Annotated in this window: 21 protein-coding genes; 8 read left to right on the top strand and 13 right to left on the bottom strand. The window is 44.8% G+C overall.

The window, feature by feature from the left end:
- Positions 1–133: 133 nt before the first annotated feature.
- The gene (gene purM, locus R7Z47_RS12210) at positions 134–1,174 is read left to right on the top strand and encodes a phosphoribosylformylglycinamidine cyclo-ligase (protein ID WP_053349811.1); all 1,041 of its coding nucleotides are present in this window, start codon (positions 134–136) and stop codon (positions 1,172–1,174) included.
- 151 nt (positions 1,175–1,325) lie between these two features.
- The gene (purN, locus tag R7Z47_RS12205) at positions 1,326–1,982 is read left to right on the top strand and encodes a phosphoribosylglycinamide formyltransferase (RefSeq protein WP_258480734.1); all 657 of its coding nucleotides are present in this window, start codon (positions 1,326–1,328) and stop codon (positions 1,980–1,982) included.
- Between the two features lie 389 nt (positions 1,983–2,371).
- Here purN and R7Z47_RS12200 read toward each other — a convergent pair whose 3' ends face one another.
- Together R7Z47_RS12200 and lpcA are read right to left on the bottom strand one after the other, a co-directional pair.
- Complete coding sequence (locus R7Z47_RS12200) at positions 2,372–3,217, bottom strand: class II glutamine amidotransferase (protein WP_005385395.1); 846 nt, start codon at positions 3,215–3,217, stop codon at positions 2,372–2,374.
- 51 nt (positions 3,218–3,268) lie between these two features.
- Complete coding sequence (lpcA, locus tag R7Z47_RS12195; protein ID WP_033905501.1) at positions 3,269–3,844, bottom strand: D-sedoheptulose 7-phosphate isomerase; 576 nt, start codon at positions 3,842–3,844, stop codon at positions 3,269–3,271.
- 376 nt (positions 3,845–4,220) lie between these two features.
- Here lpcA and fadE point away from each other — a divergent pair, with 376 nt between their 5' ends.
- Both fadE and R7Z47_RS12185 read left to right on the top strand, forming a co-directional pair.
- A complete protein-coding gene (gene fadE, locus R7Z47_RS12190) occupies positions 4,221–6,665 on the top strand; it encodes an acyl-CoA dehydrogenase FadE (RefSeq protein WP_258480736.1) in 2,445 nt (814 codons plus the stop codon).
- A gap of 204 nt (positions 6,666–6,869) precedes the next feature.
- Positions 6,870–8,645 carry a SulP family inorganic anion transporter gene (locus R7Z47_RS12185; RefSeq protein ID WP_005380390.1) on the top strand — a complete coding sequence of 592 codons (1,776 nt, stop codon included), beginning with the start codon at positions 6,870–6,872 and terminating at the stop codon, positions 8,643–8,645.
- Positions 8,646–8,718: 73 nt separating this feature from the next.
- Here R7Z47_RS12185 and R7Z47_RS12180 read toward each other — a convergent pair whose 3' ends face one another.
- The 5 genes from R7Z47_RS12180 to dnaQ form a co-directional block, all read right to left on the bottom strand.
- The gene (locus tag R7Z47_RS12180; RefSeq protein WP_005391824.1) at positions 8,719–9,129 is read right to left on the bottom strand and encodes a GNAT family N-acetyltransferase; all 411 of its coding nucleotides are present in this window, start codon (positions 9,127–9,129) and stop codon (positions 8,719–8,721) included.
- An 84-nt stretch (positions 9,130–9,213) separates the two neighbouring features.
- Positions 9,214–9,606, bottom strand: a complete 393-nt coding sequence (locus R7Z47_RS12175; protein ID WP_137282304.1) for a DUF1353 domain-containing protein — start codon at positions 9,604–9,606, stop codon at positions 9,214–9,216.
- Between the two features lie 191 nt (positions 9,607–9,797).
- Complete coding sequence (locus R7Z47_RS12170) at positions 9,798–10,370, bottom strand: hypothetical protein (RefSeq protein ID WP_137282305.1); 573 nt, start codon at positions 10,368–10,370, stop codon at positions 9,798–9,800.
- 180 nt (positions 10,371–10,550) lie between these two features.
- Positions 10,551–11,801, bottom strand: a complete 1,251-nt coding sequence (locus tag R7Z47_RS12165) for a TIGR03503 family protein (protein ID WP_031779044.1) — start codon at positions 11,799–11,801, stop codon at positions 10,551–10,553.
- Positions 11,802–11,809: 8 nt separating this feature from the next.
- Positions 11,810–12,532, bottom strand: coding sequence for a DNA polymerase III subunit epsilon (gene dnaQ / locus R7Z47_RS12160; protein WP_005380385.1), 723 nt, complete (start codon positions 12,530–12,532; stop codon positions 11,810–11,812).
- 59 nt (positions 12,533–12,591) lie between these two features.
- On the opposite strand from dnaQ, the gene rnhA reads away from it, so the two are divergent.
- Positions 12,592–13,056: a ribonuclease HI gene (gene rnhA, locus R7Z47_RS12155; RefSeq protein ID WP_005380384.1), complete on the top strand. Its 465-nt coding sequence runs from the start codon at positions 12,592–12,594 to the stop codon at positions 13,054–13,056.
- On the opposite strand, the gene R7Z47_RS12150 is transcribed toward rnhA, so the two are convergent.
- Positions 13,053–13,799: a class I SAM-dependent methyltransferase gene (locus R7Z47_RS12150; RefSeq protein ID WP_017636046.1), complete on the bottom strand. Its 747-nt coding sequence runs from the start codon at positions 13,797–13,799 to the stop codon at positions 13,053–13,055. The genes rnhA and R7Z47_RS12150 overlap by 4 nt on opposite strands.
- Positions 13,800–13,836: 37 nt before the next feature.
- Between R7Z47_RS12150 and gloB the strand changes: the two genes are divergently transcribed.
- The 3 genes from gloB to R7Z47_RS12135 all read left to right on the top strand — a co-directional run bounded on the left by gloB (position 13,837) and on the right by R7Z47_RS12135 (position 17,116).
- Positions 13,837–14,595: a hydroxyacylglutathione hydrolase gene (gene gloB, locus R7Z47_RS12145; RefSeq protein WP_005380380.1), complete on the top strand. Its 759-nt coding sequence runs from the start codon at positions 13,837–13,839 to the stop codon at positions 14,593–14,595.
- A 254-nt stretch (positions 14,596–14,849) separates the two neighbouring features.
- A complete protein-coding gene (locus R7Z47_RS12140) occupies positions 14,850–16,433 on the top strand; it encodes a LysM peptidoglycan-binding domain-containing protein (RefSeq protein WP_054574850.1) in 1,584 nt (527 codons plus the stop codon).
- Positions 16,430–17,116: a YIP1 family protein gene (locus tag R7Z47_RS12135; protein ID WP_213876261.1), complete on the top strand. Its 687-nt coding sequence runs from the start codon at positions 16,430–16,432 to the stop codon at positions 17,114–17,116. Before R7Z47_RS12140 ends, R7Z47_RS12135 begins: the two co-directional genes overlap by 4 nt.
- Before the next feature lies 1 nt (position 17,117).
- On the opposite strand, the gene R7Z47_RS12130 is transcribed toward R7Z47_RS12135, so the two are convergent.
- The 5 genes from R7Z47_RS12130 to accA form a co-directional block, all read right to left on the bottom strand.
- Complete coding sequence (locus R7Z47_RS12130; protein WP_025768251.1) at positions 17,118–17,963, bottom strand: endonuclease/exonuclease/phosphatase family protein; 846 nt, start codon at positions 17,961–17,963, stop codon at positions 17,118–17,120.
- Between the two features lie 140 nt (positions 17,964–18,103).
- Complete coding sequence (glnB, locus tag R7Z47_RS12125; RefSeq protein ID WP_005380372.1) at positions 18,104–18,442, bottom strand: nitrogen regulatory protein P-II; 339 nt, start codon at positions 18,440–18,442, stop codon at positions 18,104–18,106.
- 188 nt (positions 18,443–18,630) lie between these two features.
- Complete coding sequence (locus tag R7Z47_RS12120; RefSeq protein ID WP_017636043.1) at positions 18,631–18,945, bottom strand: c-type cytochrome; 315 nt, start codon at positions 18,943–18,945, stop codon at positions 18,631–18,633.
- 70 nt (positions 18,946–19,015) lie between these two features.
- Positions 19,016–20,326, bottom strand: a complete 1,311-nt coding sequence (gene tilS, locus R7Z47_RS12115; protein ID WP_262607099.1) for a tRNA lysidine(34) synthetase TilS — start codon at positions 20,324–20,326, stop codon at positions 19,016–19,018.
- A 106-nt stretch (positions 20,327–20,432) separates the two neighbouring features.
- Positions 20,433–21,392 (bottom strand): acetyl-CoA carboxylase carboxyl transferase subunit alpha, encoded by a 960-nt coding sequence (gene accA, locus R7Z47_RS12110; RefSeq protein WP_005380365.1) that lies wholly within the window; start codon positions 21,390–21,392, stop codon positions 20,433–20,435.
- Positions 21,393–21,395: the final 3 nt, after the last annotated feature.

Below are 21,395 nucleotides of genomic sequence, written 5' to 3'. Positions count from 1 at the left end.
TATACATGATTTTCACAGGGATATCAGGATAAATCACTAAAGAAAAAAACAGACGCAAACGTTTGCTATCTATGTTTAAGCACTGTTAGAATAGCGCCGTTTTCATATCCAACTTAATACCGAGGACTTCCCTGTGAGTGGTAACAACTCTTCTCTTAGCTATAAAGACGCTGGTGTAGATATTGATGCAGGCAACGCGCTTGTGGATCGTATTAAGGGTGCGGTAAAACGTACTCGTCGCCCTGAAGTTATGGGTGGTATCGGTGGTTTTGGCGCGCTATGCGAATTGCCAACTAAATACAAACAACCTGTACTGGTTTCTGGTACTGATGGCGTTGGCACCAAACTTCGCCTAGCACTGGATATGAATAAGCACGACACGATCGGCATCGACCTAGTGGCAATGTGTGTAAATGATCTTATCGTGCAAGGGGCAGAGCCACTGTTTTTCCTAGATTACTATGCAACAGGCAAACTAGACGTTGATACCGCAGCGGATGTTGTTTCAGGTATCGCAGAAGGGTGTGTTCAAGCAGGTTGTGCCCTAATTGGTGGCGAAACTGCGGAGATGCCGGGCATGTATGAAGGCGAAGACTACGACGTAGCTGGTTTCTGTGTTGGCGTAGTAGAAAAAGAAGACGTGATTGATGGCACGAAAGTCGCTGCTGGTGATGCACTTATCGCTGTTGGTTCAAGCGGCCCACACTCAAATGGTTACTCCCTTATCCGTAAGATTCTAGAAGTATCTGGTGCAGATAAGAGCGAAGAGCTAGCAGGACGCACTATTGGTGAGCACCTACTGGAACCAACAAAAATTTACATCAAGTCAGCACTTAAGATGATTGAGAAACACGACATCCATGCGATTTCTCATATCACTGGTGGTGGTTTCTGGGAAAACATCCCACGCGTACTGCCTGAAGGCACGAAAGCAGTTATCGATGGTAACAGTTGGGAATGGCCAGTTATCTTCAAGTGGCTACAAGAGAAAGGCAACGTCGACACACACGAAATGTACCGCACATTCAACTGTGGTGTAGGTCTAATCGTCGCACTACCGAAAGACCAGGCAGATGCAGCAGTTGCTCTTCTTAAAGAAGAAGGCGAAAACGCGTGGGTGATTGGTCAAATCGCACAAGCAAACGCGAACGAAGAGCAAGTTGAAATCCAATAATTTGCAAATCGAGCTCAAAAGATAAGAAGAATGAGGACACTAGATGACTAGGTCCTCATTTTGCTATCTAGAACACTAAAAACCATTCTATTAGTAGGTAGTTTAGAAGCTACATAACTCCAACCTACAATACCAAGGCGCTCTCGACATCATGAAAAACCATACCCTAAAAAACATTGTGGTCCTCATCTCGGGTAACGGAAGTAACCTGCAAGCTATCTTGGAAGCTTGCGAAGACAGCATGCCAAACGCACGAGTGGCAGCCGTGTTCTCTAACAAAGCAGATGCTTTTGGTTTAGAACGTGCAAAAAAGTTTGATGTGGACGGTCACTTTGTCGACCCTAAAGCATTCAGATCGCGTGAAAGCTTTGATGCAGAGCTAATGAGTCAAATAGATGAATACCAACCAGACGTGATTATTCTTGCTGGTTACATGCGCATTCTGAGCAGCGCATTTGTTTCTCATTACATGGGTAAGATGATCAATATCCACCCTTCTCTTCTACCAAAATATCCTGGGCTACACACACACCAGAGAGCAATTGATGCTAGCGACAAAGAACATGGTACGAGTGTGCACTTTGTAACGGAAGAGCTTGATGGTGGCCCTGTCATACTGCAAGCAAAAGTTCCTGTGTTCGAAGACGATGATGCTAGTGTACTTGCGGCACGTGTTCAGGCGCAGGAGCACCGAATCTACCCTATGGTGGCTAAGTGGCTGGTAGACGAGCGGTTGAGCATGAAGGATGGTAAAGCCTATTTAGATGGCGCAGAGCTTGGCGTACATGGGTACGCCTCAGATGAGTAGCCCTGAATAATAAACTCCAAGCACAAAAGAGCAGCCTGAGGGCTGCTCTTGGTTGTTTTAATACTTATAAACTTGATTCAAAAAAGCCGTAGTGAGACTAGAAACCTAAAACCCAACATTCTAAAAAATCCCATAACCACTTGAGTAACATAACACTCGGAAAGTAGATTCTGAATCTGGTTCGTTCTTCACCGTTCAGACTGACGAGGTGTTTTATGAGAAATTTCTATCAGTTACGTCTTTACAGCAAGCCTTAGCGAGACTAGGACTCTACTACCAGCACTCTAGAAAGTAAGAATGCTCATCCGTATCCGCCCTCGGTTTAAAACGCATAAAAATAAAGCTCGCGATTGAGCGAGCTTTATTTTTATATTCAGAGTAAGAGACCATCACTCTAACGGTTCGGTTGGCGCTTGATTGCCTGGCTTAGCCGCCGCAAACGGCACATTTACCAGTTCAGAGGCATTATTTTTGACTAGTTCACCTAGGTGAAACAAGCCGTATTCGCCAGGTTTCATACGCTGCCAAGCTTCGTTGCCCGTCAAAGGTTGAGTTGCGATCACAGAAACGATGTCGTGTGGCGTTGTTTCTTCTTGGAAGTTAATTTCCACATCTTCATCAAGCAACGCGGCTTTTCCAAACGGTGCGCGTCTTGTGATCCAATACAAATGATTGGTGCAATACGTCATTACATACTCACCATCACTCAGAAGCATGTTAAATACACCCTTCTCTTTTAGCTCATCACAACATTTAGCAACATATAAGAATACCGACTCCATATCCTTTGGTGGCTCAGGATATCGATCTTCCATTTGCTTCAACAACCAGCAAAATGCCAGTTCACTATCTGTCTCACCGACAGGTCGATGTCGACCTGTATGCAAGTCTTGATAGCCAGAGAGCTGACCGTTATGCGCAAACGTCCAATACCTACCCCACAGCTCACGTGTAAAGGGATGAGTATTTTCTAAATTAACACCACCACGATTCGCCTGTCGGATATGACTAACGACCGCACGACTTTTGATGGGATAATTTTGTACCAACTCTGCTATTTTAGACTCACAACTTGGCTTGGGATCTTTGAAGGTTCGAAAGCCCTTCCCTTCGTAGAAGGTGATCCCCCATCCGTCACGGTGTGGGCCGGTTCGACCTCCACGCTGCATGAGCCCAGTAAAACTGAAACAAATATCCGTTGGAACATTAGCGCTCATACCGAGCAATTCACACATGGCTTAAAAAACTCCCTAACAACACAGCTCGAAACGGTGGCCGTAAAACGGTTATTCCATCTCTTTTTCAATCAACTGGATGATGATATGAATAATCTTAATATGAACTTCCTGAATGCGGTCTGCATAACCAAAGTGTGGCACGCGGATTTCAATATCTGCAAGGCCTGCCATTTTGCCGCCATCTTTGCCTGTTAGCGCAATCGTCTTCATGCCTTTAGCTTGCGCTGCCTCAATCGCTTTCAGGATGTTACCTGAGTTACCTGACGTCGACAGACCAAACAGTACGTCACCTTTTCGACCAACCGCTTCTACATAACGTGAAAACACGAAGTCATAACCAAAGTCATTACTCACACAAGAAAGGTGGCTTGGATCTGAAATAGCAATACCAGCATAGCCAGGACGATTTTCTCGGTAACGGCCTGTTAGCTCTTCGGCAAAGTGCATTGAATCACAGTGAGAACCACCGTTACCACATGACAATACTTTACCATCTTGCTTGAATGAGTCAGCAATCATTTTCGCCGCTGCTTCGATTTGCGCAATGTTATGGTCATCGCTTAAAAATTTGTTGAGCACTTCAGCAGCTTCGTTTAATTCACTTCTAATCAGATCATGGTACATAAGACGTTCTCTTTATTATTTCGGCTTCAGTCAGCTCTTGACTCACTGAGCAAATTGTTCTGATACCAATTTGGTATCGGACATTTCATAAACCTGAACTCGGGTTTGATTACTCTGAGTTTACCCACAAACGAGAATTAGTGTCGATAGTGAACCAACAGATTTAGATTAGTGATGGTAATAAACTTGTCAACTTGCTCATGAAACCATCACTCAAATCTCAACTTTAGAATTTTAACTCTACTTAGATCACTTTTTATCCAATCTTATGTTTTACATTTCCTTAATATTTTGATTACACTTAAACCAACTGGTTAGACCTCTTACCTAACATACAGACGTACAAAACTTATAAAGTCTGAAAAGGAAAATACATATGGACATCTTGCTCTCAATCATCACGATGGCGATCGTGCTAGGCATTACGCTCTACCACCGCATGTCTCTCGTGAAATCTATTAGCTTACTCACCGCAGCCATGCTGGCTCTTACAGTAGCTGGTACTGTCGGCGTTATTGGTTGGGTTATTTACGTTCTCGCCGCAGCTGTGCTCGCGGTTCCTGGCGTACGTCAGTCTTTAATTAGCCGCAAAGCGTTAGTGCTTTTCAAGAAAGTGCTGCCAGCTATGTCTCAAACCGAAAAAGAAGCGTTAGACGCAGGTACCGTCTGGTGGGAAGCCGAACTATTTAAAGGCAAACCAGAGTGGCAAAAGCTACACGCAATTCAAGCACCTAAGTTAAGTGCGGAAGAACAAGCCTTTTTAGACGGCCCTGTGAATGAAGTGTGCGCCATGGTGAGTGATTTCCAAGTGACCCATGAACTCGCGGACTTACCGCCAGAAGTTTGGCAATACCTGAAAGATCATAAGTTCTTCGCCATGATCATTAAGAAAAAGTACGGTGGTCTGGAATTCTCAGCATACGCGCAATCTTTGGTGCTACAAAAATTAACGGGTGTTTCTGGCGTTCTATCGTCTACCGTTGGTGTTCCTAACTCTTTGGGCCCAGGTGAGCTACTGCAACACTACGGTACTGAAGATCAAAAAAATCATTACTTACCGCGTCTAGCTGAAGGTAAGGAAATCCCTTGTTTCGCCCTAACAAGTCCAGAAGCGGGTTCTGACGCTGGATCTATTCCAGATTACGGTGTGGTCTGTAAAGGCGAATGGGAAGGAAAAGAAGTACTGGGTATGCGCCTGACTTGGAACAAGCGCTACATCACCCTAGCGCCAGTCGCAACGGTACTAGGCTTAGCATTTAAACTTCGCGATCCTGAAGGTTTGCTAGGCGACAAAGAAGATCTTGGCATCACTTGTGCGCTTATCCCAACTGATGTCAAAGGTGTTGAGATTGGTAACCGACACTTCCCGCTCAATGTACCATTCCAAAATGGTCCAACGCGCGGTAAAGACATCTTTGTTCCTATCGATTTCATTATCGGTGGTGAAAAAATGGCGGGCCAAGGTTGGCGTATGCTGGTTGAGTGTCTGTCGGTTGGACGTGGTATCACGCTACCTTCAAACTCAACAGGTGGCATCAAAACTGCGGCAATGGCAACCGGTGCTTACTCACGTATTCGCCGTCAGTTCAAACAGCCGATCGGCCATATGGAAGGAGTTGAAGAACCATTAGCACGCTTGGGTGGTAATGCTTACGTGATGGATGCAGCAAGCAACTTAACCGTTGCGGGTATCGACTTAGGTGAAAAACCTTCAGTTATCTCAGCTATCGTGAAGTATCACTGTACGCACCGCGGCCAGCAAAGCATCATCGATGCAATGGACATCGTAGGCGGTAAAGGTATCTGTATGGGACCTTCTAACTTCCTAGCTCGTGGTTACCAAGGTGCGCCAATCGCAGTAACGGTTGAGGGTGCTAACATTCTAACACGCTCAATGATCATCTTTGGCCAAGGCGCAATCCGTTGCCATCCGTACGTTCTTGAAGAAATGAACGCGGCGTATTCTGAAGCAAGTAATGCTGTCGAGAAATTTGATAAAGCGCTTGCTGGTCACGTGAGCTTTACAATGAGTAACCTAGTGCGCAGTATCTGGTTTGGTTTGAGCGACGGTCTGGGCTCTTCATCGCCAACCAAAGATGCAACCAAGCGTTACTACCAACAATTGAACCGCTACAGTGCAAACCTTGCCTTACTATCGGATATCTCGATGGCAGTGCTAGGTGGCTCTTTGAAGCGTAAAGAGCGTCTATCAGCACGTCTTGGTGACATTCTAAGCCAGCTATATTTGAGCTCTGCGACGTTGAAACGTTTTGAGCAAGATGGCCGCCCAGTCGAAGATTTACCATTAGTACACTGGGGTCTACAAGACAGTTTGAAACAAGCGGAAGTGGCGGTAGACGAATTCTTAGCAAACTTCCCGAACAAAGTGATTGGTCGTGCACTGCGCGTGTTAATCATGCCATTCGGTCGTGTACGCAAAGCGCCAAGCGATAAACTAGACAGTAAAGTGGCGCGCATTCTACAAACGCCAAGTGCAACGCGCTCACGCATTGGTCGCGGTCAATACCTTGAACCAACCGAGCACAACGCAGCAGGTAAGATTGAGCTTGCGCTGTCAGTCATTCTTCAAGCTGAACCTGTGTTTGACAAAGTATGTAAAGCGCAAGGTAAGCGTCGCCCATTCTTACGTTTGGATATGATTGCTCAGGAAGGGCTAGAGCAAGGCTTTATCACGCAAGAAGAAGCCGATCTACTCAGAGAAGCGGAACAGCATCGTCTAGATACAATCAACGTTGACGATTTTGAGCCGGAACTGCTTGCCGCAAAGCCGCTATACCCTCAGATGGATAGTGTCGCGTAACTCTAGAATCTGAGACCACAAACGGGAGTATCAGCTCCCGTTTTTTATTGCTTCCAGAATCGGATTCATAACACCTCACACTACAAAGCTCCCCCCTGCGCAATAAAATCCTCGCACTCCAATCTTTCCCCCGATTTCCAGTGATAACTAACTCACAGACGTTCCAACTAAGCGGTGTATACTTTAAGTAACTCACTTACATATATGGTAAATCCGTTGGCTAAAATATTACTCGCACAGTGGTTCCCAGGGCTTGTTCAGCTTAAGCATTATCAAAAAGAATGGTTTGTTAACGACTTTAGAGCCGCCTTTTCTGTTGTCGCGGTTGCACTGCCAGTTGCCATAGCTTACGCACAATTAACTGGTGTATCCGCAATTGTCGGTCTGTATTCGTGTGTACTGCCAATGTTGGTTTACGCCATGATGGGCACATCTCGGCAACTCATTGTCGGACCCGATGCAGCAACCTGTGCAGTGATTGCTGCTGTTGTGACACCACTTGCCGCAGGTGACCCCACAAAACATTGGCAGTTGGTTATGACCATGACAGCGATGACGGGAATTTGGTGTGTACTGGCAAGTCGTTTCAAGCTAGGGGTATTTGCAGATTTCCTTTCTCGTCCGATTCTTTTGGGTCTACTCAACGGTGTTGCTCTCACAATTATCGTTGGTCAGTTTGCGAAAGTAGTCGGTTTGAAATACGAGCAACGTTATTTACTGGAACGTTTATGGGAAGCTCCACAACGATTAACCGATCTTCATTGGCCTACTGTAACTCTGAGTATCGTGACAGTTGTCGTTTATTTGCTCACCAAACGCTACCGACCAACTTGGCCTGCTGCCATGCTGGCGATCCTCGTAACTACTGCGTCAGTTTGGTTTTTCCATTTACAAGAGATGGGCGTATCGGTTGTCGGACTCACTCAAGGTGGCTTCCCTCAGTTTCAAACACCGGAGTTTGAGCTAGGTGAAGTCCGTGAACTAGTGGTCCCGGCGCTCAACCTTGCGATTGTCAGTTTTGTTAGCATGATGCTCACCGCCCGCAGTTTCGCTGCTAAAAACGGTTATGATATTGATGCTAATAAAGAGTTTCAGGCGTTGGGTTTTGCCAACATTGCCTCAGCGTTTTCGCAAGGTTTCGCGATAAGCGGCGCTGACTCACGCACAGCCGTCAATGATGCAAATGGCGGTAAATCTCAATTAGTTTCGATTGTCGCCGCAATCACCATTGCCATTATTGCGGTATTTATTTACGAGCCTTTACAGTTCATCCCTATCGCTTCACTTGGTGTTGTATTGATCATTGCGTCCCTATCGCTGCTCGATCTTAAAGCAATTTGGAAATTAAAATCTCGTGACAAAGATGCATTTTATCTGGCCATCATTACTTTTATTTCTGTGTTGATCGTGGGTGTAATACCGGGGATCACTTTGGCGGTACTGTTAGGGCTGTTTCAATTTTTACGGATTGTCATGCGACCGAGTGATCAGCTACTTGGCTTGGATGAAAAAGGTACCATTCGGACCATCGACGACTCAGGAAAAGCTTCGCCTATTCCTGGAATGGTGATTTACCGCTTTAACTCACCGCTAACTTACTTCAATGCTCCTTACTTTAAACGTAGAGTGTTAGAGCAGGCAGAGCATCACAAAGACGCAAGTTGCGTTGTCATCGACGCCGTATCGAGCTTTACTCACTTGGATCTCAGTGTGATGGCAACACTGGCAGATATTCACAATACTTTGAAAAAGAGAGGTGTACGCTTAATCCTCGCAGGAAGGAAACGACGTCTTCGTCAATGGTGTGAGCTTACTGGTATCAGCACCAGTGAAGGAGGCATCTTACTGCGAGCTGATATGTACCTTGCCATTAAACTTAGTGGCTGTTACATCAGTGCTGTGGGTGAGGGACAAATTCCTACTGTTCAAAAAGAGCCTGATTTAGAGCAGCCACCCAAACCTATTCCAGAAGTGGCTTAAATACAAATTTAATATAGAAAACAGGAAATTAAACTCCTGTTTTCTAGTGCTTATCTTCACAGCTGAATACGTGTTACGCCTTTGGCTTAAACTTTTTTGTCATCCCTTGGCTTTTAGGAGCCACCAGCCTATAACCAAGCTTTTCGTAAAAGACCGGTTCATCAGCAATCATAGAAACGTAAGAGCCTTCAAGTGCAACAGAAGAAAGATAACCGTCGATGTATTCCATGACTTTTCTACCTAAACCGTTGCCTTGATAATCAGAATCAACGGCAACGTCGACAATTTCGAAGTTACACGCCCCGTCACCAACAACCCGACCCATTGCAATGAGCTTTCCTTCATCCCGAACAGATACGCCATATAACGAATTGGGTAGACCAATTTCAGCAGCTTTCAACGATTTGGGTGATAGCCCGGCTTTGATACGCATATCACAGTATTCTTTCGGGCTTGGCACATGCTCTTCATATCTTATTGTCATTATGTACTACTCCTTTGTATCACCTTGGAGCTTACATAACTAAACTGTATAAATAAACAGTTAAACGTTGGAAAGATGTTCCCATTAAGCACACAAAGTATCGGGTCTAGAAAAGAACCCGCCGACAACTCTGACGCCATAATAGATATAAGTTGCTCTGAAGCTAGACATTCCTTTTTCTAAACATGTTTCTCTCAACAACGTATCCGCATGCTTTCGAGCACTTTGAGGCAACACCTCTTCCCTCATGAGTTGGTAAAGAGCATCATGCACTAAAGAAGCTTTCATAATGTTTTTTGTGTCTAACGCTGGCCCACTCGCTCCATCCCATGCATAGCCCTTTTTAATCGTTAACACGCCTTGTTTGGACAAACTAAGAAAAGGGCTGTCATACGCCTGACTCACTGAAATGTGAGTCTCAATCTTTTCTTCAGAATGGAGAGTGTATTTGTACTTCTGACGCTTTTTGTATTTCATCAGAGACCTCGCGTTTACTTATTCTTATTTATCACGCACAGCTGAATATTTATCCAGAAACCCTACAAGATCGGCTCTTGTTATTATGGCGTACTACCTATTACAAAGCCCAAATCAATATGAATAGAACTCCATGCAATCAATAAAGCCAGAACCCCTGACTTTATTGATCAAAATTCAACCAGAAACCCTTATTCTGAAGGAAGTCTACTCAATTTTTTATGGATATCTTCTACAAAATTGGCTTGTTCACTTGGAGAAACCTCTAGAACATAATGAAAAAACGGACTTGTATGCTCAGTAATTTTATACTCTTCACTTAACAGCTTAATTACTTGTTCATGATTAAATCGTGCGGAGACTAAGCCACTCTCGGTTTCTTGAGTTATAACTATATAGTGAGCGGTTGGAAAAACCGTAAACCTTCCTTCGACAGGAAACCAGGGAGCAAAAGAAATAATCTCGTCATCAATTATGTATGCTTGAGGTTTACTGACATAAGTGTAAGGGTACTTTTCATCTAAATAGGGTCTTGCTGTATCAAACAAGCCATCATAATAAGTTGGTATTTCTACTTTTTGGATTTTACTTAAGGGATCGAAAGTGAAGGTATCAAGTGATTTTAAATTATTACTTCCCGAATCTGGATTATTAACACCATTATCAATAGAAGAACAACCTACAATTATCACTGCACAAAAAAAAGCTAAAATTTTATTCATTATTTCTTTTATCTTTAATTGATTGTTTTGAAAGTTAGTCACATTAAAAATGCAACCAATTTAGAAAGTAAAAATGATATATTATTTATATAAAATCCCAAACATATATTTGAATACAGTAAACTTAAATATTCATAATTTATCCATTTTTCTTCTTCCAACTTGGTAACTTGATAAAAAAACGGAGCCGATTGGCTCCGTTTCTCGCTTTATGTGTTACTACTATTTCTTTGGTACTTCTAATTGCATCTCTGGCATGGCATCGCGCTTCGCTTTAATTTTGCGCCAGACTATCCATGCAATGATCACAATCAGCAGCATTATCAAATTACCCACCGCGATAATAATCATGCTGCGCTTACGCTCAGCCTCTCGCTCAGCGATAATTTGCTTTTCCATTTCAATACGGCGCTGTTCGGCTAATTCAGCTTCTTTTGCAATTCGAGCAGCTTCTAGATCAACTTCATCAACAACACTGAAGGTTTGCTCTGGGATAGGAAACACCAACGAGCGCTGGGTTGCAAAATCAGTGGCAAAGATCTCGCCGCGCCATGCGTACTTACCAAGCTCAGCATCGTTATTGAGGTTCAACGTAACTCTCATTCCATCTTTAGAGACCTGTCCTTGGCTGTAACTAATGAAACCATCGGGTGCGTCCTTTTTCACTGTGACTGCTATAGAGCCTGGTGCAATCATACCTTGCTCGCCACTCACCACTAATTGGTGTGGCTTATCGGAATTACGAGCCTGAATAAAAGTACGAGAGATTGGGTTCGGATAAACCAAGATGACTTGTTCTTGCGCTCGTAAGAATACGCCATTGCCAGACGTGATGCGCGCGCGGTACTTACCAGGCTCAACGTCTATCGGGAGCTGAACCGTAAACACACCATCCCCTGCTTTTTCATCCAAGCCGCGGCCGTCATCAGAAAACTCACCCACAACCATCGGCACTGGACGAGCTTCTTTGATCAGCTCATCTTCATTTTCGACAAACTTGGTAAATGTCACGCGCAGATTCACGCGATCAAGGAAGTCGCGCAATACAAGAGGTTTGCCGTCGGAGGTCAGACGAGCTGTAAACTTAAGCGCTTCCCCATTATATAATCGGTTTGGGAACAGATCCGTACTGAGCTTTAGGTGAGAAATTAAGCGGATGTTATTTTTAGGCGTAACTTTCCCCACAGCCTGCCATGGACCTGGCATCGGGTTATCAACGGAAATAATATCGAGTGAGGCTTCTTGATACCAACGTACATTGTCGTAAGAGCCCCAAGCATAGTATTTTTTACCGTCAGGACGGACTAAAACAACTGGCTGAGAACTTTGCTCACGATAAACCAAAAACGTGATCTGCTCGATGGTTGGATCAACTCGAAAGCGATTGTCTAACAAAGACATTGTAGATTCACTCGCAGCACTCGAGAGACTACTCCATATCGCTAAAAACGCGACCAACAAAGCCCTCAACATAGCTTCTCCTATTGATGCCAAATACAGTCGTTCACCAACTCTAATCTTTTTTGGTGAGCTTCTAGTTCATCGGCACTTGCGCGCAAAACCTTTAGCGCTTTTCTTCCTTCAATACGACGAATGGTTTCTACCCCACCCTCTTGTTTATTCGCGTTAAATTCTAGACTCGTTTGACCACCCGTCATAAAGAGGTAAACGTCGGCTAGAATCTCCGCATCGAGCAAAGCTCCGTGGAGTGTACGGTGCGAGTTATCAATACCGTAACGTTCACATAAGATATCAAGGTTGTTTCGCTTACCAGGGAAGATTTTCTTCGCCATAGCAAGGGTATCGGTCACCTTGCAGTAGTCGTCCGTTTTGCCGATGTTAGGATCGAGCATGCCAAACTCGTAATCCATAAAGCCGGTATCGAAGGGCGCGTTGTGGGCAACAAGTTCTGCGCCTTTAATAAACTCAAGAAACTCTTGGTGCACGCTCGCGTATTCCGGTTTATCAACCAAGAATTCATCCGTAATACCGTGAACTTCCACCGCTTCTGGTTGGATTTCACGATCGGGTTTTAAATAAACGTGGAAGTGACGACCAGTCAGCTTACGGTTGATGATCTCCACGGCACCGATTTCAATAATGCGGTGTCCCATGTAGTGAGGACCACCCTCGCGGTTCATACCTGTGGTTTCGGTATCGAGAACGACAATGCGGTTATATTCAGAATTGCTGCTGGTATTCATAAGGTTATGTATGTCAGACTATGCTTTATTAAATGTTTCGGCTAATAGTACCAAAAAATATGACCAAACACGTTGAGATTTTCACTGACGGTTCTTGTTTAGGTAACCCAGGACCAGGTGGTTACGGCATAGTATTGCGTTACAAAGACGTAGAAAAGACACTTTCCAAAGGCTATACGTTAACTACCAACAACCGCATGGAAATGTTGGCGGCTGTCGTCGCGCTGCAGACGCTAAAACAACCTTGCAAAGTCACTTTAACGACTGACAGCCAATATGTGCGCCAAGGTATTACTCAGTGGATCCATAACTGGAAGAAGCGTGGTTGGAAAACAGCGGATAAAAAACCCGTGAAGAATGCCGATTTATGGCAAGCTCTAGACAAAGAAACCGCACGCCATCAAGTTGAATGGCATTGGGTAAAAGGCCACGCGGGCCATCGTGAGAACGAAATGTGTGACGAGCTAGCCCGGACTGCTGCAGAAAACCCAACTGAGGAAGATACAGGTTACCAACCCTCTTAGCGAGATTCTTTCCTCATAGTGTTACCCTCTCGATTCATCACCCCAAGTGGTGTGAGCTTTTTCTTCAAGCGCCAATGCGGTTTGATAGGCTTGAGAGGGTATGTCCGTTTCCGCGCGACTATGTAATACAAACTCCCAGCGGGTGATGCCCAATCACCAAGACTATTTTCCAACCATGTCCACATCGTACGGTAACGTTTCATCGGAAACAGCGCATAACGATCACAATGAATCACTTGATAATTAAGTAACCCTAACCAATCTTTGATGCGGTTCGACGTAAACATTCGTCCACTCCAAGGCAAATTATGTTTACGCCATGGAAGCAAACTCGCTAATCCAGTCAAGCTTAATGGGTTGAATCCAGTAATAATTACATAGCCATCATCCATCATCACTCTATCGACTTCACGCAACAAACGGTGTGGATCGCTTGCATAGTCGAGCTGATGAGCGAGTATCACAACATCAAAGCTTTTTTCCAAAAAGGGTAATTCGTAACCATCCGCAATCACATTATGCAACGGGTTCTGGATATCTACGTTGACTTGGTGTTGAATGTTACAATTACAGCTGGTTAGCTCACAGCTCAACCCGCCCAGTTTGAGCATATGGTAGCCGAAGAGTTTCGGGCACCATTCATCAAGTCGGGTCTGGATTGACTCAAGCACCCACGGACCGTTGTTCATTGCTGACCAAGTCGACGGGTGTGGTATAGTTTTGTTGCTGAGTGCTGGTTTCATTAACCACCTGACTAAAATGGGTGACGGAGAACGAATCGTGTTAGAGATCAAAAGCATACCCGCATTTAATGATAATTACATCTGGCTGATACAAAATAGCGATAAGCGCTGCGCAGTCGTTGATCCGGGCGATGCGAAGCCAGTATTAGAATTTCTGCAGGCTAACGAATTAACTTTAGAAGCGATTTTAATTACGCACCACCACAACGATCACATTGGTGGCGTTCCAGACTTAGTGCGTGCATTTCCTAACGTCGCCGTTGTGGGCCCAAAATCAGAACCAATTCCAACCCTAACGACACCAATGGAAGAAGGCGACAAGCTAGAGTTGTTTGGTGAGATTTTCTTAGTACTTGGGTTACCCGGTCATACTTTGGGCCATATCGGTTACGTTGGGGACGGAAAACTGTTTTGCGGTGATGTGCTCTTTTCTGCTGGCTGCGGTCGTATTTTTGAAGGTACGCCTGAGCAAATGTTTGAATCACTGAGCAAACTAACGTCTCTACCAGAAGAAACTCAAGTCTTCTGCGCACATGAATACACGGCGAGTAACGTGGCGTTTGCTCTAGCGGTTGAACCTGACAATGAGCAACTTCGCCAATATCGCGACGATGTAAACCGACTGCGAGCACTCAACATTCCGACACTTCCAACAACAATACGCAAAGAAAAGTGGATTAATCCGTTCTTGCGAACCTCTAACCCTGACGTGGTTCAATCTGTTGCTAGTCGCATTAAAAATAGCGATCCATGCTCGGTTTTTACTGCTTTACGCGAGTGGAAGAACGAATTTTAACCATTTTCTGCTTGTAAGTTTGCAAGACCCCAGTATTATCAGGGACTGATTTTTCGAGAAGCGCCACTGGCGCTTCTCTTACGTTTGGGGTTGATATAAATCTATTTGAATTTCTCCCCATTGCATAATTAGAAGCTCTTTGCCTCTATAAATTAGTTAGTGTTTAAAAGATGTCTATTATCTTGCGACTGCCACGCACATTACGTTGCGCGACAGGCAGGTGAAGATAAACAGGCCCTAAATAGGCTGAATCCATGCGTTTGAAGTATACTTGGGCGTTGGCGTTGTTATTATCTGGCTGTCAATTGACTCAGTCAGATTCAACGTCTTCTACACCAGAAACCAATAAATCTGAGCAGACTGCAAAGCAAAATGCAGTAAAAGCTCAACCGGGCAATAAATCGTCACTAGCAAAAAAATCCGCTAACGACGCGCCTAAAGTTCTCTCCCCCCAAGAACAAGAAGATGTGTGGCAACGTATCGCCATGCAGCTGGACATGGATATCCCAAACCACAAGAAAGTGGACTACTACCGTACGTGGTATTTAAAGCACCCAAATCACCTTTACACGGTATCTAAGCGTGCGACTCCTTTTCTATACATGATCACAAAACGTATCGAAGAGCGCGGACTCCCAATGGAGCTTGCTTTACTTCCTGTAGTGGAAAGTTCATTCGATGCCTTTGCATACTCACACGGTAGTGCGGCTGGGTTGTGGCAATTTGTCCCTGGCACCGGAAAAATGATGGGACTAGAGCAAAACTACTGGTATGACGGTCGCAGAGATGTGGCAGCAGCAACGGATGCAGCGCTGGACTACCTAGTACAACTAAACGAGCGTTTTGATGGTAACTGGGAACATGCAATCGCCGCTTATAACAGCGGTGGTGGCCGTGTTTCTAGCGCAATTCGTAAGAATAAAAAGCTCGGTAAACCTATCGATTTCTTCTCATTAGACTTACCAAAAGAGACCAGCAGTTACGTTCCTAAGCTATTGGCCTTGGCTGACGTTATCGCAAACCAAGACAAGTACGGACTTAATATTCCTGCAATTCCAAACAAGCCTGTTCTAACGCTTGTTGATCCAGAAGAGCAGTTAGATCTGGCTATTGCCGCAGATTATGCCGGCATTAGCGTAAAAGAGTTGCAGAGTTACAACCCTGCATACAACCAGTGGTCGACAGCGCCTGAGGGGCCGCACCAACTTTTGATTCCCGTAGAGAAAAAAGAGACTTTTCTCACCAAGGTGGAGAAAAATCGCGGTAAAGGGATGAAGGTCGCTCGCTACAAGGTGAAATCTGGTGACTCTTTAAGCGTGCTAGCTAATAAATACGGCACAACCACGAAAGTCATTCGACGTGCCAACGGCCTATCGAACAACAACATTCGTATTGGTCAATACCTGTTGATTCCGACATCAACAAAAGACGATGCAAAATACGCATTAACGGCACAAAACCGATTAAGCAAGACTCAATCTCGTGCTCGTGGTCAACTCAAACTCACCCATGTCGTTCAGTCTGGAGAAAGTTTGTGGTCAATCGCACGTAACAATAAAGTGTCGTATAAATCGTTAGCTAAATGGAATGGTATGGGCCCTAAAGATCCATTGCGTGTGGGTCAAAAGCTAGTGATTTGGAAAGACTCAGACAAAGGTTCTGTGATCCGTACCGTTTTCTACAACGTTCGCTCTGGCGACACCATTAGCGGCATTGCAAGCAAGTTCAAAGTAAAAACGAACGACATCGTGAAATGGAACTCGCTACACAAGAAAAAATACTTACAACCAGGTCAAAAGCTTAAGTTGTACGTTGACGTAACGAAGGTAAGTGTATGAACCCATCAAGCAATCCACTTGTGATGCTGTTGGACATTTTTCGTTCTCCAACATCTTGTTTTCTTGCGCTTTATCAACGCGGTGGATGGGGATGGCAACCGTTCATCTTCCTGATGCTTAGTCCGTTTTTATTCTGGGGTGCTTACTTTTCGAATGTCGATTTCACGTGGCTCAGTGACCAACTTGCTGCGCAATTTCAGCAAATCGACCCGAAGCAGATTGAGCTATTAGAACCAAACACGCTAATGGCAAGCGCGATCATCAATGATGTATTCAACCGCTTTGCCACCTTACTATTGCTCGCGCTTTGGTTCTTTCTTGCAACAAAGGCAAGCAAACAACAATACGGTTACTGGAAATGGTTTGCCGCATCGTGTTCTATCTTATTCCCAGCAGTATTGGGCGATGTAGCAAGCTACGCGAGCTTGCTACTCAAGCATGGTCAGGTAATGACTTACGCTGCCGATTTAAATAGCCTCAATGGTCTATTAAAGCTGCCTCTTACTAACGAATGGTCTCATTTCGCTAGCTCGTTACCTTTGCTTCTGCCTTGGTACATTGTGCTCGGCTACGGCGTTGTACTGACGTGGACGGAGTTTGAACGTGGCCAAGCTTTGGTGATTGCAAGCCTGCCATGGGTATTCTTCTACGTTATTTGGGCACTTTATATTGTGGTAACCTAAGCTAGTTATTTAACGTAAATGACAATAACAATGGGTTATGATCGGAAGCGTCGCTCTGCGGCGCTTTTGCGTACTTAAGCGTCAGACCTCGGTAAAACACATGGTCCAGTGGTAACCCTGTTATAAATTGGACTCGATGATCCGGCAAGAACGTCACCTCTTGTAAGTCCGCAGCCTTTAAGGCCTGCCTCATCGCATTAACGCGAGATTCACTCCAGCTATTGAAGTCTCCAGCAAATAGAATTGGCCCCACATGATGCTTTAAAAGCATTTCAAGCGCCGTTAACTGCGATACATACTCTTTTGTACCTACGGTGAAGTTAATCGCATGTACATTCACCACTGCGAGTTTCTCGCCATTACTCAAGTGATACTGGCTATATAATGCAGACTTAGGTAAGCGAAGCCACGGCTCTTTAGAGGTGTAAGCGCAGGCTTTTTCTGGTTGCCCTTGAGCAATACTAATTACACCGGCACCGCTACCCAGCGCCTTAAAAGCACTCACTTGATTACTAACCCAGCGACCATCCACCAACCACTGTTTAAATGATGGTGTCATGCTGGCTTCTTGCAATAACAGTAACTGCTTATCAGCAGAAAACTCATCGAGTGCACGTTGCCAGTTAGCCCGGTTCTGTTTGTAGATATTCCAGACAAGCACATTGATTTTGCCGTCATGATCGAGAGCTTTTGAATCGCTAAATTCGATGCACCTGATATCTTGTGTCAGCTCGGTACCTGTTTGAGTAATAATTTGCGGCTGATCTGGTACGGTGAAAATAACCTGGAAGCCAACCAATACCGCCATTACGAGAAAAGCTAACGCCAGAAAAAAACGCTTAAACATACGACAAACCTGAATGTAGGCACCCGAAATCTAGAACAACAAATCTCGGGTTAAATGATTTCACTAATAAGCAAACAACAAAAAAGGAGCCATTTGGCTCCCTTTTAGCATAATAAATACGAAACAAGTGACAAGAAACCTTAGATCGCGTCTTCGTCTTCTTCACCAGTACGAATACGAACCACACGCTCAATATCAGTGACGAATATTTTACCATCACCAATCTTACCAGTTTGCGCGGTTTCAATGATTGTCTCTACGCATTTATCAGCCACATCTTCCGTTACAACGATTTCGAGCTTCACTTTAGGTAGAAAGTCCACCATGTACTCTGCACCACGGTAAAGCTCGGTGTGACCTTTTTGGCGACCAAAGCCTTTCACTTCAGAGACAGTCATCCCTGTAATGCCAACTTCAGCTAGCGCTTCTCGAACATCATCCAGTTTAAATGGCTTGATAATCGCTTCAATTTTTTTCATGTTCATCCCTTAAGCTTCAATCGATTGCGCTTATTATCGTTTAGCGTTTCACAACATTCAATGTTTGTCTCTGATCCACCAGCGAAAATCCAGGCTGAGCAAATTAACATGGCGAATATCATAAGTTGATAAAACCCAATGAGGACAGCTCAATGCCCGATCGTCCAAGCTTTACTTCAGACTCACGTTTACTTCAAACTTGCGTAGTAAGCCGCTAGGTTAGCGATGTCTTCATCAGACAACAATGAAGCTTGAGCTTGCATCACAGCAGCAAGTCCACCTGTTCGCTCTTTATTTTTATAAGCTTTAATTGAACTGATAATATATTGCTCATTTTGCCCTTTCAGATTTGGGTAACCCGGAATGACAGCAATACCATCAGCGCCATGACACGCCGCGCATACTCCCGACTTTGCTTGACCTGCTGCAGCATCTCCCGCAGCTAGAGCTTGCCCACTGAACATGGTTAGCGCCACCATTGCGCCCATGATTGTTTTCTTCATTGCTTCACCTAATCAATTATTATTTAAGGATTTTTATATTTTATAATCGACATTGTGGCATGAATTTTCATTACCTGCGCCAAATAAGTTCACAATCTTGACCATTAAACGCCTGATCAACGAACAGATCTGCCACAGCAACGACTCGGTCTTGATACATCAAAATCGGAATTTGACGACGCAGCCAGCTTGGCACATTGTATTCTTGGAACAACTTCTTCAGTTTTCGACTGTGATTACGCGTGGTTGGATGCGCTGATAAGCCTTCCGGATTAAAGGTCACGCGAAGCAATTCTGGCTGACTCGGAAGCGCAATCGTTGCGTTGCTAGAACTCGTCGTTAAGGTCAGCTCCCCTAGCCGCTCTGGAAGCAATAAAACGGTATCGACTTGAATCGTACTTTGCCACTCAGTGACGTCAGCGATTTCCGTTACCCAATAGAGACGATTTCGAAAACGGCGCACTTCACCTTGTTTAAGTTGTAGTTTGGGGTTGGCATCTTGCTGAGCTAATGCGACTTCATTCCAGATAAGATTGAGTTGTACCTGAGTCGGCATACTAGTATTAAGCTTAGCCAGCCACATACGAATCAAGCGCGCACGCGCTAATCCACTGTGCTTAGCCAGTTCTTCAATACTCAAACTTAGATCCGTTTGTAAAGCGCGTTCAAACACCGCGCTCAATAGTTCATCCAATAGCGCTTCTTGTTGAGCACATAAACTTGCACTGCGCTGAACCGCTTGATGGATACTCGGCCAGCGACCAGACAATTCAGGAATAACACAATGACGAAGAAAGTTACGATCATAACGGGTATCTTGATTGCTTTCGTCTTCCACCCACTCCAAGCCTAATTTAGTAGCGGCTTCTTCGATGGTATTCCGCTTGATAGTAAGCAATGGTCGAACTAGAGATCCGCAAGAAAACGGCATACTCTCCGCCATCGAAGATAACCCTTTAGGCCCGCTGCCGCGCTTAAGCGCAAGGAGAAAAGTCTCTATTTGATCGTCGGCATGTTGACCAGTCAACAGTATATCGCCTTCTTGAATGTACTTAGTTAAGGCTTGGTAGCGAGCTTCACGAGCAAGAAGTTCAATACTTTCACCATTGCTGATGTCTAAGCTCACTCGCTCGGTCGAGCACGATATCCCCACTTGTTGTGCCCAAAGTAAGCATTTATCGGCCCAATTATCGGCATTCGAGCTTAAACCATGGTGCACATACACAGCGTGACACTCTACAGAGTGCGCTTGTTGGTAGCGACTGAGTAATTCGAGTAAAAGACGTGAATCCACTCCTCCGCTAAACGCCAAGACAACCTTAGTGCCTGATTGATAGTAGCGGCCGAGAACTTGAGCAAAATGCAGGTAAAGCGATTCCATAAACGATCCGATAGGTGCAAAAAAGGGCTGGACTCTCATCCAACCCTTTCTATTTTAACTGTTATCAATTGAGATATCAGCTAACGCTTAATAGCAATCACCGAAATTAACAGTAACCGTAGCTCATTAGGCGCTGGTAACGACGTTCACGTAGCGTCTCTTCATCCAATTGTTCTAGATCTTCTAGCTGACGAAGTAGTGTCGCTTTCATATTCGCTGCCATTTGAACATGATCGCGATGAGCGCCGCCTAGTGGCTCTTCGATGATTTCGTCGATCAGTTCAAGCTCTTTAAGACGCGGAGCAGTTAGGCCCATTGCCTCTGCCGCTTGTGGCGCTTTGTCTGAATCACGCCATAAGATTGAAGCACAACCCTCAGGAGAAATTACTGAGTACGTAGAGTACTGAAGCATGTTCACGTAGTCGCCTACACCGATTGCTAGTGCACCACCAGAACCGCCTTCACCAACAACGTTACAGATTACTGGCACTTTAAGACCAGACATCACTTTTAGGTTTTTCGCGATAGCTTCAGATTGACCACGCTCTTCTGCGCCCACACCTGGGTATGCGCCAGCCGTGTCAATAAATGTGATGATCGGCATGTTGAAACGCTCTGCCATTTCCATCAAACGTAGCGCTTTACGGTAACCTTCTGGTTTTGGCATACCAAAGTTACGTTTCACTTTCTCTTTGGTTTCACGACCTTTTTGGTGACCAATGATCATCACAGGGCGGCCTTCAAGGCGAGCCATGCCACCCACAATCGCTTTGTCGTCTGCAAACGCGCGGTCACCCGCTAATTCATCAAACTCCTCAAAAGCGTGTTGGATGTAATCCAGCGTGTAAGGACGTAGTGGGTGACGAGCCAGTTGAGCTGTTTCCCATGCGCCTAGGTCGCTGAAGGTTTTTTTCTTCAGCTCTAAGCTTTTCTTCTCAAGCTGTTCGATTTCTTTATCTAGGTCAATCGCAGAATCACCACCGTGACGAGAGACATCACGTAATGCTTCAATTTTCGCTTCTAGTTCTGCAATTGGCTTTTCAAATTCAAGAAAGTTTAGGCTCATCTA

Origin of the sequence: Vibrio sp. 1641, from assembly GCF_033339995.1 — a bacterium.
Taxonomy (GTDB): Bacteria; Pseudomonadota; Gammaproteobacteria; order Enterobacterales; family Vibrionaceae; genus Vibrio; species Vibrio alginolyticus.
The sequence above is the reverse complement of the archived record's forward strand: the minus strand, read 5'-3'. Positions and strand labels throughout refer to the sequence as shown.

Bases quoted from the DNA above. Each gene is read 5' to 3' on its own strand.
- purN (WP_258480734.1), top strand. From the start codon at position 1,326: ATGAAAAACCATACCCTAAAAAACATTGTGGTCCTCATCTCGGGTAAC.
- R7Z47_RS12200 (WP_005385395.1), bottom strand. From the start codon at position 3,217: ATGTGTGAATTGCTCGGTATGAGCGCTAATGTTCCAACGGATATTTGT.
- lpcA (WP_033905501.1), bottom strand. From the start codon at position 3,844: ATGTACCATGATCTGATTAGAAGTGAATTAAACGAAGCTGCTGAAGTG.
- fadE (WP_258480736.1), top strand. From the start codon at position 4,221: ATGGACATCTTGCTCTCAATCATCACGATGGCGATCGTGCTAGGCATT.
- R7Z47_RS12185 (WP_005380390.1), top strand. From the start codon at position 6,870: ATGGTAAATCCGTTGGCTAAAATATTACTCGCACAGTGGTTCCCAGGG.
- R7Z47_RS12180 (WP_005391824.1), bottom strand. From the start codon at position 9,129: ATGACAATAAGATATGAAGAGCATGTGCCAAGCCCGAAAGAATACTGT.
- R7Z47_RS12175 (WP_137282304.1), bottom strand. From the start codon at position 9,606: ATGAAATACAAAAAGCGTCAGAAGTACAAATACACTCTCCATTCTGAA.
- R7Z47_RS12165 (WP_031779044.1), bottom strand. From the start codon at position 11,801: ATGTTGAGGGCTTTGTTGGTCGCGTTTTTAGCGATATGGAGTAGTCTC.
- dnaQ (WP_005380385.1), bottom strand. From the start codon at position 12,532: ATGAATACCAGCAGCAATTCTGAATATAACCGCATTGTCGTTCTCGAT.
- rnhA (WP_005380384.1), top strand. From the start codon at position 12,592: ATGACCAAACACGTTGAGATTTTCACTGACGGTTCTTGTTTAGGTAAC.
- R7Z47_RS12150 (WP_017636046.1), bottom strand. From the start codon at position 13,799: ATGAAACCAGCACTCAGCAACAAAACTATACCACACCCGTCGACTTGG.
- R7Z47_RS12140 (WP_054574850.1), top strand. From the start codon at position 14,850: ATGCGTTTGAAGTATACTTGGGCGTTGGCGTTGTTATTATCTGGCTGT.
- R7Z47_RS12135 (WP_213876261.1), top strand. From the start codon at position 16,430: ATGAACCCATCAAGCAATCCACTTGTGATGCTGTTGGACATTTTTCGT.
- R7Z47_RS12130 (WP_025768251.1), bottom strand. From the start codon at position 17,963: ATGTTTAAGCGTTTTTTTCTGGCGTTAGCTTTTCTCGTAATGGCGGTA.
- glnB (WP_005380372.1), bottom strand. From the start codon at position 18,442: ATGAAAAAAATTGAAGCGATTATCAAGCCATTTAAACTGGATGATGTT.
- R7Z47_RS12120 (WP_017636043.1), bottom strand. From the start codon at position 18,945: ATGAAGAAAACAATCATGGGCGCAATGGTGGCGCTAACCATGTTCAGT.
- tilS (WP_262607099.1), bottom strand. From the start codon at position 20,326: ATGGAATCGCTTTACCTGCATTTTGCTCAAGTTCTCGGCCGCTACTAT.
- accA (WP_005380365.1), bottom strand. From the start codon at position 21,392: ATGAGCCTAAACTTTCTTGAATTTGAAAAGCCAATTGCAGAACTAGAA.